The sequence below is a fragment of the Bacillus sp. 5mfcol3.1 genome (genome assembly GCF_900114335.1).
In the GTDB taxonomy this organism is placed as follows: Bacteria; Bacillota; Bacilli; order Bacillales; family Bacillaceae_G; genus Bacillus_A; species Bacillus_A thuringiensis_S.
Genome location: NZ_FOST01000003.1, coordinates 277,848 through 292,776, shown reverse-complemented (window position 1 = coordinate 292,776; position 14,929 = coordinate 277,848). Strand labels below are relative to the sequence as shown.

The following is a 14,929-nucleotide window of genomic DNA, read 5'->3' as shown; positions in this document are numbered from 1 at the left end:
GTCGTAAAAAAACATATGAAATGTCTATATTTCATTCGGAACTGTACAAAAAAACAGACTATCACATACGTGAAGTCTGTTTCTCCATTCTTTTATTTTTGTACATCTGCCCCTTTTAAACTTGTAGCTGGACCAAATTGATGTACATATAAATCTTTCACATATGGTTTTTGTAAGTAAGATAATCCGCGCTGGAATACCGGTGCAATTACTGCATCATCAAGTAGCATTTTTTCAGCTTCTTGCATTGCTTTCCAGCGAGCTTTTTCATCATTACCTAATTCTGTTTTAATCTTCTTAATTAACGCATCATATTCTGGGTTTGCATATTCTGTATTATTAACACTGCTTCCAGAAAGGAATACTTCTAAGTAAGTCATTGGATCTGGATAATCCGGTAACCAGCGTGATAACGACATTTCATATTCTTTCTTCTTCTCTAGTGCTAATTTTTGCGTATGTGGTTGCAATTTCACATTCACTTTTAAACCTGGTAAATTTTTCTCAAGCTGCTCTTTAATGTACTCTCCAACTTTTTTAAAGTTTTCTAAGTCATAATTTAATAGTTCTAACGTCACTTCATCTGTACCTGTTTCTTGCTTTGCCTTTTCCCAATATTCTTTCGCTTTTTTTACATCAGTTTTATTAAACTCACCTGCCGTACTTCTAAAATCTTTTTTATCTGGTCCCTTTAAAAATCCTTTTGGTACGTAATAGTTTGCAGCAACCGAACCATCATTTAAAAATGAATCCGCAAGTCCTTTCTTATCAAAAACTGTACTTAGCGCAAGACGTGCATTTTTATTTTTAAGAATCGGTACATTTTCATTAAATCGGAAGAAGTACATAACTGGATCTGTATATTGTTTTAGCTCTTTATTATTTTTATATTTATCCACGAATTCTGTAGAAATAACAGCTCTATCAACTTTATCTGTTTCATATAAATTTACCGCAGTTGAAATTTCTTTTACAATTTGATAGTTTACTTCATCTAACTTCACTTCTTTTTTATCCCAATACTTATCGTTTTTCTTCATTGTAAAGCTAGCTTCATGCTTCCACTCTGATAATGTAAATGGTCCATTATATACCGCTTTATTTGCTTCTAATCCGTATTTATCACCTTGCTCTTTCGCATATTTTTCGTTAATTGGATAGAAGGATGGTAAAATTAATAATTTCGTAAAATACGGTACAGGATGTTCTAGCTCTACGACGAACGTTTTATCATCCTTCGCTTTTACTCCTAATTCATCTAGACCTAGTTGTTTTTTATTTATCTTCTCAGCGTTTTTCACATCGTACGCAATGTATGCATATTGAGAAGCGGTATCTGGATTAATCAATTGCTTCCAAGCGTATACGTAATCATGAGCGGTTACTGGATCTCCGTTTGACCATTTCGCATCACGCAAATGAAATGTATATATCTTTCCATCTTTACTCACTTCATATTTTTGTGCGCCTGCCTCAATTACTTCATCATTTTTCGATAGACGGAATAGTCCTTCCATTACGTTATTCAAAACGTTAAACGAGACTGCATCTGTGACTTTCACTGAGTTTAACGACGGAATTTCACCCGTTTCTAGTAACTGTAATACTTTCTTTTCATCTTTCGGCTTTGTTGTAGTTTTTTCTTTTGCGCAGCCAACTAAAAATGAAGAAACTAATAGAGTACTAACTAATGAGTAACGAACAACTTTTTTCATTTAAAAACCCCCTCTATTTTTAAGGTAAGTAACGACGAGCACCAGCGTATTCTTCTATATATCCTGGTGTATTTAGTGGTATAATCTCTACCGACCTTTCAGCTCTTGGTGAGTGAATCATATTGCCATCACCAATATACATTGCAACGTGATGGACACTACCTTTCCCTTGATCATGTGCAAAGAAGATTAAATCTCCCTTTTGTAAGTTTTCTTTATCAACTGCAATTCCTGCTCTTGATTGCGGTCCAGAATCTCGCGGAATTGTAATGCCGTGCGATTTATAGATCGTATGCGTGAAGCCAGAGCAATCAAATCCAAAACCACTTGTACCAGCCCATATATACGGTAAACCTAAAAACATTTTCCCTGTGTTAATTAAATCATCAGCTGTCGGTTTTGGAATATCAGTTTGAGAACGGTAAACTGTTCCATCATTTTTTCGTAGCCATGCTTTCTGACCATTTGGCAACAATACACGGTATGAAATTGTGTCTTCACTTAATAGCGGCAGTCTTGTATTATAACTGACTTCAAGTGATTTATGTTTTTCAGAAGGATTTATATATAAAATCGCAGTTGGCTTTGTTATTAACACAAAAGGTTCATTTGTTTTATCTGCAAATTCTTGATTATATGTTAATTGCTTTTCAGGCATCCAGCCCGGATAACCTTCTTCATTTCGTGGTGTTGGCTGTCCATGCACTAATACCTTCACCCACTCGCCTTTCTTATCAATAACGGTTACTTCTTGACCGAGTAACGCTTGTGTTTCTAATTTATTTGCATTTGTTAACCATAGTTTCTCGCCAAGTGTCATTGATTTCGTCCATTTCCATAGATCCACTGGATTTGTTGCACTCGGTGTATCGATTGACCTTAATGAATCAGGTGCTGTCCATAACGTTGCAGCAGATACATCTATAAATGCTTTATTATCCTTCTTTTCTTCAGCATTTGCCGATGTAAACGATGAAAATATAAATAAAGTTGTTAAAAATGCAGTTCCTACTTTTTTCATATATATCCCCCTTAAAAAAATAATTTACTAGTCTCTTTTCCTAAGACTTACTATTCACTGTCGATTGAAGGTTTACCTTTGATCCAGAATAAGTCATTCCTTCTGGCTCTTCCATTAACCAAAGCGGTGCATCAAGATCAAAATAATGTATATTAGGATGTGCTGCCGCTAAATGTGCAACAGCGCTAACGGAAAGTGAAGATTCCATCATGCTTCCCACCATACACTTCACACCAGCCGTTTCTGCGATATCTGCAATACGCCATGCTTCACGTATGCCACCACATTTCATTAATTTAATATTAATTAAGTCTGCGTATCTTCCTTGAACGAGCTTTAATGCATCACTTGCTGAAAATATACTTTCATCGGCCATAATTGGCGTTTGCACACGATCTTTGACGTACTTTAACCCATCCCAATCTTTCGCGTGTACTGGTTGTTCAATAAATTCTATATTTAAATTACGATTTTCCATCTCTTGAATGATAGAGATCGCTTCTTTTGGACTCCAACCTTGATTCGCATCTAAACGTAATGTCGTATTTCTTGGTACCACATTTCGAATTGCCTCAATACGTTCCAAATCTAAATGCGCCTCTTTACCCACTTTAATCTTTAATGTTTGAAATCCTTTTTCTATATGTTTCTTCGCTTCTTTTGCCATTAATACAGGCTCATCCACACTCACTGTAATATCGGTATAAATTTCTTTCTTCCCGCCTAACAATGCATATAACGGCACATTTTGATATTGGCAATATACATCATATAAAGCGATATCTACCGCTGCTTTCGCACTTGAATTTCCAATACAACTCATTTGAATGCGCTGTAGTAACTGCTGAAACTGAATGATATCTTGACCAATTAAACATGAACGCATCGGTCCTAAAATCGCTTCTTCCATTCCACTGGTGAAATCACCCGTAATAACTGGCGTTGCGGCTGCAGCCCCCTTACCAATCAATCCTTCGTCTGTATGAATATAAACATCTATACTTTCAATTTCTGTTACAGTACGAAGTGCGGTTTTAAACGGTGTATGCAGTTTTATACGTCTACGATTTACTTTTACGTCTGTAATTTTCATTTTGTTCATCCTTTCTTCTTCCAATGAAGTGAAATCTTAATCCACTGGAAATTTATACCCACAGATTATTAGGTAAACCTATTGAGCATTTACTCTCCTATCTCTCTACTTTGTTTTCGTTTACTTTTGGTGTAGGATGATAATGTGAAATAAAAAAATCCAGCCATAAGAATGATTCTTACGGCTGGATTTTGTCTATGATTGAGTAGACAAAGCAGCAATCTGATTATATTTTTTCTGTGCATCTTTTAGCGCTACAAGTAACGCTTTTTGAGAAGAGCCGAAATATCGGTTCTTTACTTCCATTACTAACGCCGGGTCATTTATATTTTTATGTAGAAATAAATATTTAACAAATTGAGATGTTAATTCAATTGTCGCTGAGCAGTCTGCATCTACAATTTCCCCTGTATCCTTAACAAGTACAAATGCTACGAAATAGCTTTTAAACTTTTCAGTAATGGGATTATTTTGAGGTGCTTTCGCATCCCCTACGATATAAATTGTATTTGAAGCGTACACAGCTATCTTCCTTTCTTATACGAGGATAACGGGTTTCTTAATAGTCGTATGAGCGAGGAACTCAACGTTGATTAAAAAATGTATCCGCTTACCTTGTATTATAATATAATTAACAGAATTTTAACAACATTTATTTTAGTGCATATTCCATATTTATGCAAATAGCTTAAACTCTTCATTTTTACAATATGTGATTGTTCCTTGTACCATGACATTCATACATAAAAAACTGCACCTCCAATTGTTAGACGGTGTCTAACAATTGGAGGTGCAGTTCAATGGCTAGCTGTTTTTTATTACTTTGGCATCACAAATATAGTTTCATTTGACTTAGAAAATTGATACTCTTTTCTCGCAAACTTCAAAATTTCTTCTTCATCGTCTGTTAAATTTTCTATGTTAGTCTTTAAAGAACCTTTATCTTTCTTTAAAGATACTAATTGTTTCTTTTGATCCGTAATCGTATCTTTCTTTTTATCAATTACTTCTTGTTGTTTCGTTAAAATATATTGAACGTACAGAGTAGTTGCCGCAATAAAAAGGACCATTAAAATAAGACGCCTTAACTTCTTTTTATTTATCTTACGCTTGTCACTAGGTTGTGATGATTGTTCTGGTATATTAGGAACATTTACTCGTTTGAGTTTCCTCATTCAAATCCCCCTAACCCATATTTTTCACTATCATCGGCACGTTTTCTTACTAAACTAAATTCTATTCTTATAAAATAAACTCCTTCACAAAAATATCCCATAAATTAACCAATTAAAGATAGCATTCGACGACATTTCTACATTTACACCGTTTTTTTTTATACATGCTGCTATAAAATAGTAGTTTCTGTAATTCTTTTTCTACTATTGTAGAAGAGTTTTTTCACACACAAAATTCTTACCTCACATATCCATGTTATAACATGCTTACAAGGAGGGGAAATATGCATTACCGCACATTAGGTAAAACTGGAATAACTGTTTCTGAAATAGGTTTTGGGGCATGGGCAATCGGTGGTGATGAATGGGGACCTGTTAACGATAAACAATCTATAACTGCTATAAAAAAAGCAATTGAGTGTGGTGTGAATTTTATTGATACTGCGGATGTATATGGTTTAGGACATAGTGAAAAGTTGGTGGCTACCGCGATTAAAGGACATCGTAATGATATTATCCTATCAACGAAAGGTGGTTTAATCGGACACCACTACGACCCTAATGGAGTTCCTGTATATGATACTCCCGAAAAAATCATCGCCGTATTTGAAACAAGTTTACAACGTCTTCAAACAGATTATATTGATCTTTATTTTTGTCATATTTGGTGGCATAATCGTAGAGAAACAGAAGCATTTCTACGTGCATTTGACATATTAAAACGTGATGGAAAAGTAAGGGCAGTCGGTGTTTCGACTCATGATTTACAATACATTCATCATTTCAATAACAACAACGAAATTGATATCGTACAACTTGATTACAATATATTAAATCGAAAACCTGAAAAAGATATATTACCATTCTTACAAGAGAAAAATCTAGGAGCTATTATTCGTGGTCCATTAAAAATGGGCATTTTAACTGGAAAATTCACAAATAAAACAATTTTTCCAGATGGAGATTTACGCAAAGAATGGCCAAATGAAACTTGGTTTCAAGAAGACTTACAAACCGTAGAAAAACTTCGATTGCTCTCAAATAAAAATCAGACCCTAGGGCAACTTGCACTTCGCTATGTACTCTCTCATCCGGCAGTAAGTGTTGTAATTCCTGGTGCCAAAACCGGAATGCAAGCACAAGAAAATGCAAATGCATCTGTTCGCCCTATTTTGAGTGATGAAGAGCTTAACTATATTCATTCAATATAAAAAGCCCAATCCGGGCTTTTTAATTTGGCAAACTAATATCATACTCCATTCCCTTCGCTGTGTCCTCCGCAACATGCATGCCTAACAAGTTTTTCACAATATGAAATGCCATATTAATTCCAGCTGAAATTCCGGCAGATGTTATAATATGTCCTTCATCTACAAACTTTACATTTTCTATAACTTCAACATTTTGAAACTCATTTTTAAACTTTTCAATACTAGCCCAATGTGTTGTTGCTTTTAAACCTTCCAGTAAACCTGCTTTCGCCAGTAATACCGCTCCTGTACAAACTGAAGTCATCAGCTTTACTTCTTTCATTTGTTGGCGAATCCATTTTATTACTATTTCATTTTTTATTTCATATTCTCTAGCACCTAGCCCACCGGGAATTATTAAAATATCCACTGGTGGTAAATTTTCAATACTATAATCTGGCTGTACCTTCAATCCGTTCCTTGCTGTAATCATTTCCCCATTCTCGCTAACGGTATAAACAGTAAATGGTTTTTCTTCATTCACCTCAGTTACAGAAAAAACTTCAAATGGCCCTGCAAAGTCTAACACTTCTACTTCATTAAATAAAAATATACCAACACTCCATTTATTCATCATAAGTTCACTTCCTGTTTCAAATGATGTAATAGATGATCATATCCTTTTTCTAATGCAATATCATACGCTGTTTTCCCATCATATTTCTTTATCATCTTATTAGCTCCATTTTTAAGGAGTAACATAATTATTTCTTCATTTCCTAATAATGCCGCTTCGTGAAGTCCTGTCCAGCCACCACTTTGCATAATATTTACATCTGATCCTTTTTCAATTAAGAAAGCAACAAGTTCACTTTGCTTGTTCGCAATTGCTGCTTGCAAAGGCGTATTTTCATTTTCGTTTTTCGCTCTACTATGTATATCTGCACCGCTTTCTAAAAGAAAACTCGCTATTTCTTTCTGTCCAAAATAAGCTGCTAAATGAAGTGGTGTCCATCCATCTTCACTACATTCGTTAACAATACTTGGACTCGCCTTTATAAACTCCACTACTTTTTCCTTATGACCACTTAAAACAGCTTGTGCTATTGATTGTAAATGCTCCATAATAATCTCCTATCCTTCAAAATATTTAAGCATCCCCTTCTACATGTTCTATTAATTATTACATTTTCCTTTTAAAAACTTAAGTTTACATAATAATATTATAAATCACTTTTGTACTAAATGTTGAATAGCAATAATGTTAAAAATAATACCTTTAAACAATAAAGACTATGATTTCATTAGAGTTACTGAAAAAAGCAATTAAAAAAACTATACACATAGTTTTCATCATATTTGTTCAGTTGCATGAACTAAAACAGGTAATGTTTATTCTGCTATTCATGCTTTCAACATATCAAATAATATTATTCCAATAAAAAAAACAATCCATTTTTAAAATGGATTGTTTTTTTATTTCTGTTTTATGCGGTTTATTTTATTTTAGTATTTTCAATGACGAAATAATTACACTTACAAAAATGAAATGCTACTATTTTAACCACTCTTATAGTAAGATTTTCGTTTGAAAACAAAAACACATTTTCGCCTTACGATTGAAAAAACATATGTAAAAGCTTCTAAAACAGCCGCCTTATCATATTAATCTATAGCAATTCTGTCTTCTTCCCTTACCTGTTTCCTTTAACACATACGATTTTAAAACTAGCGCCGTTAATGAATCTGTTAATGTTTTATATGATAAATTTGATAATGCCAATAGATCGTTCGTATATAACATTCTATGCTTCTCTAATAGTAATAGTACTAATCGTTCAGACGGTTTTAATGCCTCATCACTTTCTAGTATAAAGTCTATATTTTTCATTTCTCTAATTATTACTCCTTATATAAAAAAATACTTTAAGTGCTAATTTAATATAAAAATAATACACAACAAACTTTGAAATATATTAAAATAACATTACTTTAAGACACTATTATACTATAACATATAAAAAGCATTTGCCGAAATAGGAAATGCTTTTTATATTGCTTATATAATTCTTCAAAAACTACATTTAAAAACGGTTGGTCATTCTCTAAATATGAATGACTAACCGTTTTCCAGCTTCTTCTCAATTACATGTTTTACCTTAAATATTTCTTGCAATATGTGGCTTACTGTAATGACTTGTTCCACCGCCACCTACTACTACTTTACCGCCTTTTTCGAAAATTAATAATTTACTTGAACCATCTGCAAGAAGTACTATTACTTCAGCATTATTACTTGTTGCTACATAAATTACATAACCACTCTTTGATATACAAGTTTCCCAATTCGCATCAAATTCTGATCTTACTACACGATTTGAATACACTTGATTTTCAATTCTATCTTGTTCTATATTTTCCAAATTGATTCCTCCCACTTCACTAAAATAGCATTTATAGGAAAATAGCAGCCCTATATAAAATAGTAGCTGACTTTAACATAAATAGTATATGTAGTAAGTAGCAGAATGCTTGGACAATGAAAACCTAATAACATGTAAGCGATATACAATTAAAATAAGGCAATCGATATTATATCAATTGCCTTATTTTCATAGATAGTTCTTTTATTTCTCGTTTCGCACAGCTTCAAAAGTAATCATTTGATTTGCATTTGACGGTTCTTTTTCATAAACATATTCAGCAGAGCAAGTAATGTTAGAGAAACCTATACTTTCTAAAAGGAGTTTAAACTCTACTATTCCATACCAGCGCAGCGCAAAACGTTGTAACTCTGTTTGTACTAGCTGTCCTTTACTCCACTTTTCATATTTCAAATATGATACAGTAACTTGGTTCAGCCAATCTATTCCAATTGATTTATTTTCTAATGTGATTCCGTCTCCACTCGGCAAAGAAAAAGTCGATGTATGAATTTCCCCAGTCTTCCAGTCATGCGGAAGCATAATATCTACGATTAATCGTCCGCCTGGATTAAGATGTTCATAAAAACATTTCAATGCGTTTATAGAATCCACACGATTTTCAATTAAACAAAAAGATCCAGTAGGAATGATAATTGCCTCATATTTATGCGGAATTGAAAATTGTTGCAAGCTTCCTTCATACAAATTAGGATGTAAGCCTCTCTCTTTACACCGCTTACGGCAAGAATCAAGCATTTCAGGTGAATAATCTATCCCATCCACTTTAAAACCAGCCTCTAGAAGCGGAATGATGACACGCCCTGAACCTACTGCAGCTTCGAGAATTCTACCTCTACAATCTTTTAAACGTTCTTTGTAATACTCAATATCACCATTTAAAGAATAACCGACTGGTTTTGTGTAATCATACAGTTCCGTACAAAGTGTACTATAAAAACTAAACATTTATTTTCTCCTCCGTTTTTACGTACGGAAGATTCCAATTCAACTAATCTTCCTGTACCTCTAAATTTAATGCGCTTTCGAAAGAGCTGACTGTCATAATATATCACTCACTTTCCATAGAATATAATGATATTGTATTACATAACCTTCCAATTTGAAATATAAAATTAAAAATTCAGACTATAAAACAAAAAGCTTACTTTAGTAAGCTCTTTGGAAAAAATATTTATTTCACAATCGGCAATGTCACTTCACTTAATTTCACTGTAAGTTTCGTGCCCGCTTTCGGTCTAATTGTATAATCATAGTCGCTAGCAATTAAAACGACCCCTATTTGATGTCCAGCTTTAAAGACATAATCATCTGGCTGCATGTCCCATGTGAATGTATAATCTTTGCCCGGTTGAATCACTGTTGAATTTTCTATACTCTTTAAGTTTTGTGGATCCATCCAGCCTCGTGTTACGATTTCCGGCTTCGTTCCTCCATAGTCAACAAGTAATGCTGTTAAATTTGATACAGATCGATCAATATTTCCTGTAATTGAAATCTTTGGTGTACCACTTATGCGTGTATCTTTTTGCAGTACAGGCATTGTATATACTAATCGATTGGCTACTTCTAATTCTGGGTTTGCTACTAATTGATTTGATTTTATTTGTGCATCATCTACGAATGAGAAAACTTTATTAACCGATCCCATACTTAGTGGCAAATTGACTGATTTATTACTTAAATACATACGGATTTTTGAAGGTACAGCCGCTGGATCTGGCCAATTTTTTATCTTTTGCCACGATTTATTTTCTCTTTGCACATCAACCATTGGTTCATCCATAATTCCATTTTCAATTCCGTACAACCAATAATCTAACCATTTATTTTGTGTTTGCTGCCAGTTATTACTTGATGTCCCACCATGACCACCTTGGTGTAGCCACATTTTACGAGGAACATTATTTTCTCCGAGTGCATCCCACCATTGCGCGAACTGCTTCGTCTTAACATTCCAATCATTTAAACCATGAACAACAAATACGCTTGCTTTTACATTTTTAGCATCTTTTACATAATTGCGTTTATCCCAAAAATCATTATAATTACCTGTTTTTCGGTCTTGTCCAGCCGTTAACTCTTTTATAACTTGTCCGCAAACTTCAGGATTTTCCCTTGTCAGTACTGCTTCTGCCATATTATCTGTATCTTCTCCTTGATATCCGCCTGGCGCAATTACTGCACCATTTGCACGATAATAATCATACCAACTACTAATTGCTGCGATTGGAATAATTGTTTTTAAACCTTCAACTCCAGTAGTCGCAACAGCATTTGGTAGTGTACCATTATAAGAAACTCCAGTCATACCTACATTTCCTGTAGACCAATTTGCCTGAACTTCCTCACCCTGTTCTGTAAATGCTTTCGCGCGACCGTTTACCCAATCAATAACAGACTTTGTACCGAGTATTTCTTGTTCATCTCCAGTTGTAGGGCATCCATCTGATTTTCCAGTACCGATACTTTCGCCTAGAATAACTGCATAACCCCTTGGCACGTAATAGTTCCCATACGAACCAAGATTAACCGCTCCATACGGTTTTCCTTCATACGCATACAATTCTTCATCTACATTATATACAGGAACATCTTTTAATCCTGATCGATATGGACTCATTTCATAAATAACAGGAACCTTCACATTCGAATCTGTCTTTGGACGCATAACTTTTATCGATACTCTGTCTTTCTTACCGTCGCGATCACTATCAACTTCTGTCTCTACATATAAATTTTCGATAATGGCTTCATCGAGAGAATAAATCGGCTTTGTCATCCCATTTTCTAATTCAATTTTCGTATTTTTAGTCTCTTCTTTCTTCTCTGCATGCACATCCATAGTAAAGCTAGGTATAATTGTTGCAGATAGCATTGCTGACAGTGTAATTGCCATTTTCTTTTTACTCAAAATGTTCCCTCCCCTTATTCGTTCTCTTTTACTATATAACAAAATAACTGAAAATTCAGTTTTATTTTTATATAATAGTTGAGAAACTCAAAGATTTCTTATTAAGTAAAATTCAATACAGGTGTGAAAGTATTTTCCCACTCCCAGCTTCTATATAAAGTGAGCCCTCACCAATCGGGCGTTTACGGGCAGCGGGGCCCCACCTAACTTCTTTGCTTCCGCTGAATTTTGAGTTTTGGGGTCTTACTGCCCGGCAAATAGCCGGAAAAATAGAGAAAAAGACAACCGATATTTCTATCGATTGTCTTACATTCCATTTATTATTTTTCTAACTCTTTAAAGGTATCTTTCAAGTCTTTATCAGATACTTTTATATCTGCATTTTTAAGCAGATCTCTAGTAACTTGTTGATGGAATTGAGGATCTTGTATACGTTGCTGTTCTAATTCTTTACGAATATTCTCTTTCTCTTCCTCATATGGTTTAAGCTCTTTTTTATCCGTTAGCTTAATAATATGATATCCGAAAGAAGATTTAACAGGTTCACTCAATTGACCAACTTCTAGCTTATATGCAGCATCCTCAAATTCTTTCACCATCATACCTGGTCCAAATTCAGATAGTTCTCCACCTTTTTCTTTAGAACCTGGATCCTCTGAGTATTGTTTAGCCAATGCCGCGAAATCTTCGCCACTATTTAATTTTTCTTTAATTTCTTTTGCTGTCTTTTCATCTTTCACTAAAATATGGCTAACTTGAAGCTTTGGCTTATAGTAATCTTTAATATCTTTTTCCGTTACGGTTGCTTTAATAGCTTTTTCAAAAGCGAAAGTAAGCTTTAATTTCTCTTTCAACTGATCTTCATTTTTCACACCATTAGATTCCATATATGTATTAAAATTATCGCCCATCTTGTCTTTTAATTCTTTCAGTTGTTTCGTTACCTCTTCATCCGTAACTTTATATTTATCATTTAATACTTTCTCTACTACCATTTCAGATAAATTCTGTTTACCATAGTTTTCTTTTAATTTTTTGTTAAAATCACTTTCTGAAATGCTTCCTGATTTTGTAGTTACAATATTATCTGATGAACCACATGCAGATAAAGATAACGTCATCCCCATTAAAATGCTACCAATTACTAATTTCTTTCTTTTCAAATCCGAATACCTCACTTCATTAAATTCAAATGTAACTATGTAAATATAACGTTTCCCTGTGAACTTCACGTGAATTTAATGAAAGTAGAACATTTGCTAATTCTCCATTTAATACATCAATTTTGAAAATTATGGTGATTCATCCTGTATCGCTAACCTCTAAAGCTGCAAAAAGGACTAAATTTTCATTAGTCCTTTTTCACATTTATATAAAATTGAATTTCCCCATTTATAGAGGAAACTCCATATTCAAAACCATGTCTTTCTAAAATACTTTTCACTATCGCTAGTCCTAATCCTGTACCTGATTTTTCTTTACTACGAGAAGATTCTAGTACGTAAAAAGGCTCCCAAATTTTCTCGATATCTTTAATTTTATCCGTATGAATGCCATTTTTTATTTGAAAATATATACTTTTATTTCTATCTTCTAAAGTAATTATTATGCTTTGATTTGCTGTATATTTTATTGCATTAGAAATTAAATTTTGAAATACCATTCTCATTTTATTTAAATCTGCATAAACGCTTGTATCACCCGTATTACAGTTTACTTGTAAGTCAATTGCTTTCGAATCCAGGTCAATCTGATGCTTATCTAATATACTCTGGACCAGTGGTTCAATGGGGAATTCTTCTTTTTGTACAATATCTCTTTCTAGTTTAGAAAATCGTAATAGTTCTTCAATTAAGTTTGATATTTGATCTGTTTGTTTAATAATTGTATCTACGTAAGTCCCATCATCTAATCCATCTTTAATCCCCATAGAGTATGCTTTTACTAATGCAATCGGTGTCTTTAATTCATGCGTTACATCACCCATAAATCGTTTTAAATGTTCATTACGATCAGTTAAGTCTTGATGTGCTTCATGTAGTTTTTCACTCATGATATTAATACTATTGGCCAACTCTCCTATTTCATCATTCGTTTTCACTTTCGTTCTTTTAAACTGCAAATGTGAAATATCCTGAGCCACATCACTTAGCTCCTTCAGTGGCGTCGTTATTATTTTTGAAAGTATCCACACAAGTAAAATAATAAGAAGGAGCGAGAAACATACGATGTATAAGTAAAATGTATTTAACGTATTTATAATTTCATTTGAATTCGCAATGGAAGTCCCAATTAAAATTATCGTATCATCTTTCGCAATATATTTAGCAAAAAAACTCGCTTTTACCTTTCCTTGATCGTACAGTTTATTCGATTGCCCTTCCGTCTTCACTTTCATAACTTCGTCTTTCGTAATCCAAAGCTTATTTAAAGTTACTTTCTTTTTCGTAAGTTGCATGCGTAACGCTTCGTTCATAGCATCTTCTGACTGATTAATTGGCGTATACGCAATTGTAACGTTGTTTTCACTTTCAATTGTATGAATAACATCCTCTATATTTTCCACTGTTGTATTTTGTATTTGTGTTGTAAATTTATTTAAGTTTTCACGTGTTTTATAAATATTATAGTTCGGTAAGAGATTGTTAATGAATAATAATGAAATCATAAAGATGAGAATAACAGTTGCAGAAATACTTAAAAATAACTTTTTCCCAAGTTTATTCACTTTGTTCCTCCAAACTATAGCCCAACCCGCGATGCGTCTTAATAATATTTTCTCCAATTTTTTTACGCAGCCTTCTTACATGTGTATCAACCGTTCTCTCTTCTCCAAAATAGTCAAATCCCCATACAATATCTAGCAATTTTTTACGAGTTAAAATCGTTCCTTTATGATTTAAAAAGCATTTTATTAATTCGAGCTCTGTTTTTGTAATTTCTAACTCTATATCATTTTTATATACTTTATTTTTGGCGAAATTTATCTTTACATCTTGTACTTGAATAATATCATCATGCTGAATAAGTTTTTTCGCTCGCGTAATTAGTACTCCTGGATGAAATGGTTTTTTCACGTACTCATCTGCCCCGCTTTGAAGCGCAGCTAATTCATCTTCGCTTTCACTTTTCGCCGTAAGCATTAATACTTTTACGCTTGAATTCTTTTTTATTTCCTGACAGACAGTAATACCACTATGTTTTGGCATCATCCAATCCAAAATAGCTAAATCAATTTTTTTATCATAAAATATTTGAAGTGCTTCCTCTCCGTCTTTTGCTAATAAAACTTCGAAGCCTTCTTTTTCAAAATAAGCTTTTAAAATTCTTAACATATCTTGTTCGTCATCTGCAATTAAAACTTTCATATTTTTTCC

15 protein-coding genes are annotated in these 14,929 nt (G+C 33.4%); 1 reads left to right on the top strand and 14 read right to left on the bottom strand.

Features of this window, described 5'->3' with window-relative positions; translation table 11 throughout:
* Positions 1 to 92 precede the first annotated feature (92 nt).
* The 5 genes from BM089_RS19680 to BM089_RS19660 all read right to left on the bottom strand — a co-directional run bounded on the left by BM089_RS19680 (position 93) and on the right by BM089_RS19660 (position 5,004).
* A complete protein-coding gene (locus tag BM089_RS19680) occupies positions 93 to 1,715 on the bottom strand; it encodes a peptide ABC transporter substrate-binding protein (RefSeq protein WP_000758268.1) in 1,623 nt (540 codons plus the stop codon).
* Between the two features lie 19 nt (positions 1,716 to 1,734).
* Positions 1,735 to 2,736, bottom strand: coding sequence for a C40 family peptidase (locus tag BM089_RS19675; RefSeq protein WP_090977816.1), 1,002 nt, complete (start codon positions 2,734 to 2,736; stop codon positions 1,735 to 1,737).
* A gap of 40 nt (positions 2,737 to 2,776) precedes the next feature.
* On the bottom strand, positions 2,777 to 3,838 hold the full coding sequence (locus BM089_RS19670; protein ID WP_025118374.1) for a dipeptide epimerase: 1,062 nt from the start codon (positions 3,836 to 3,838) through the stop codon (positions 2,777 to 2,779).
* 186 nt (positions 3,839 to 4,024) lie between these two features.
* On the bottom strand, positions 4,025 to 4,351 hold the full coding sequence (locus BM089_RS19665) for a DUF3870 domain-containing protein (RefSeq protein ID WP_000271315.1): 327 nt from the start codon (positions 4,349 to 4,351) through the stop codon (positions 4,025 to 4,027).
* 296 nt (positions 4,352 to 4,647) lie between these two features.
* Entirely contained in the window at positions 4,648 to 5,004 is a 357-nt protein-coding gene (locus tag BM089_RS19660; RefSeq protein ID WP_001228739.1) for an FtsB family cell division protein, read from the bottom strand.
* Between the two features lie 284 nt (positions 5,005 to 5,288).
* Here BM089_RS19660 and BM089_RS19655 point away from each other — a divergent pair, with 284 nt between their 5' ends.
* On the top strand, positions 5,289 to 6,215 hold the full coding sequence (locus BM089_RS19655) for an aldo/keto reductase (protein ID WP_000559354.1): 927 nt from the start codon (positions 5,289 to 5,291) through the stop codon (positions 6,213 to 6,215).
* A gap of 19 nt (positions 6,216 to 6,234) precedes the next feature.
* Here BM089_RS19655 and BM089_RS19650 read toward each other — a convergent pair whose 3' ends face one another.
* The 9 genes from BM089_RS19650 to BM089_RS19610 form a co-directional block, all read right to left on the bottom strand.
* On the bottom strand, positions 6,235 to 6,831 hold the full coding sequence (locus tag BM089_RS19650; RefSeq protein ID WP_090977814.1) for a DJ-1/PfpI family protein: 597 nt from the start codon (positions 6,829 to 6,831) through the stop codon (positions 6,235 to 6,237).
* Positions 6,828 to 7,319, bottom strand: coding sequence for an ankyrin repeat domain-containing protein (locus tag BM089_RS19645; RefSeq protein WP_000400688.1), 492 nt, complete (start codon positions 7,317 to 7,319; stop codon positions 6,828 to 6,830). Before BM089_RS19645 ends, BM089_RS19650 begins: the two co-directional genes overlap by 4 nt.
* 535 nt (positions 7,320 to 7,854) lie before the next feature.
* Positions 7,855 to 8,085 (bottom strand): hypothetical protein, encoded by a 231-nt coding sequence (locus BM089_RS19640; protein ID WP_000789030.1) that lies wholly within the window; start codon positions 8,083 to 8,085, stop codon positions 7,855 to 7,857.
* A gap of 268 nt (positions 8,086 to 8,353) precedes the next feature.
* Positions 8,354 to 8,617 carry a hypothetical protein gene (locus tag BM089_RS19635; protein WP_016081250.1) on the bottom strand — a complete coding sequence of 88 codons (264 nt, stop codon included), beginning with the start codon at positions 8,615 to 8,617 and terminating at the stop codon, positions 8,354 to 8,356.
* Positions 8,618 to 8,821: 204 nt separating this feature from the next.
* Positions 8,822 to 9,586 carry a class I SAM-dependent methyltransferase gene (locus BM089_RS19630; RefSeq protein ID WP_090977810.1) on the bottom strand — a complete coding sequence of 255 codons (765 nt, stop codon included), beginning with the start codon at positions 9,584 to 9,586 and terminating at the stop codon, positions 8,822 to 8,824.
* A gap of 226 nt (positions 9,587 to 9,812) precedes the next feature.
* On the bottom strand, positions 9,813 to 11,552 hold the full coding sequence (locus BM089_RS19625) for a Xaa-Pro dipeptidyl-peptidase (RefSeq protein ID WP_090977808.1): 1,740 nt from the start codon (positions 11,550 to 11,552) through the stop codon (positions 9,813 to 9,815).
* A gap of 320 nt (positions 11,553 to 11,872) precedes the next feature.
* Positions 11,873 to 12,715: a peptidylprolyl isomerase PrsA gene (locus BM089_RS19620; protein ID WP_090977806.1), complete on the bottom strand. Its 843-nt coding sequence runs from the start codon at positions 12,713 to 12,715 to the stop codon at positions 11,873 to 11,875.
* 188 nt (positions 12,716 to 12,903) lie between these two features.
* Positions 12,904 to 14,280: a sensor histidine kinase gene (locus tag BM089_RS19615; RefSeq protein WP_090977804.1), complete on the bottom strand. Its 1,377-nt coding sequence runs from the start codon at positions 14,278 to 14,280 to the stop codon at positions 12,904 to 12,906.
* On the bottom strand, positions 14,273 to 14,920 hold the full coding sequence (locus tag BM089_RS19610) for a response regulator transcription factor (RefSeq protein ID WP_090977802.1): 648 nt from the start codon (positions 14,918 to 14,920) through the stop codon (positions 14,273 to 14,275). Before BM089_RS19610 ends, BM089_RS19615 begins: the two co-directional genes overlap by 8 nt.
* Positions 14,921 to 14,929: the final 9 nt, after the last annotated feature.

Bases quoted from the DNA above. Each gene is read 5' to 3' on its own strand.
- BM089_RS19655 (WP_000559354.1), top strand. From the start codon at position 5,289: ATGCATTACCGCACATTAGGTAAAACTGGAATAACTGTTTCTGAAATA.
- BM089_RS19645 (WP_000400688.1), bottom strand. From the start codon at position 7,319: ATGGAGCATTTACAATCAATAGCACAAGCTGTTTTAAGTGGTCATAAG.
- BM089_RS19650 (WP_090977814.1), bottom strand. From the start codon at position 6,831: ATGATGAATAAATGGAGTGTTGGTATATTTTTATTTAATGAAGTAGAA.
- BM089_RS19610 (WP_090977802.1), bottom strand. From the start codon at position 14,920: ATGAAAGTTTTAATTGCAGATGACGAACAAGATATGTTAAGAATTTTA.
- BM089_RS19680 (WP_000758268.1), bottom strand. From the start codon at position 1,715: ATGAAAAAAGTTGTTCGTTACTCATTAGTTAGTACTCTATTAGTTTCT.
- BM089_RS19675 (WP_090977816.1), bottom strand. From the start codon at position 2,736: ATGAAAAAAGTAGGAACTGCATTTTTAACAACTTTATTTATATTTTCA.
- BM089_RS19660 (WP_001228739.1), bottom strand. From the start codon at position 5,004: ATGAGGAAACTCAAACGAGTAAATGTTCCTAATATACCAGAACAATCA.
- BM089_RS19670 (WP_025118374.1), bottom strand. From the start codon at position 3,838: ATGAACAAAATGAAAATTACAGACGTAAAAGTAAATCGTAGACGTATA.
- BM089_RS19640 (WP_000789030.1), bottom strand. From the start codon at position 8,085: ATGAAAAATATAGACTTTATACTAGAAAGTGATGAGGCATTAAAACCG.
- BM089_RS19630 (WP_090977810.1), bottom strand. From the start codon at position 9,586: ATGTTTAGTTTTTATAGTACACTTTGTACGGAACTGTATGATTACACA.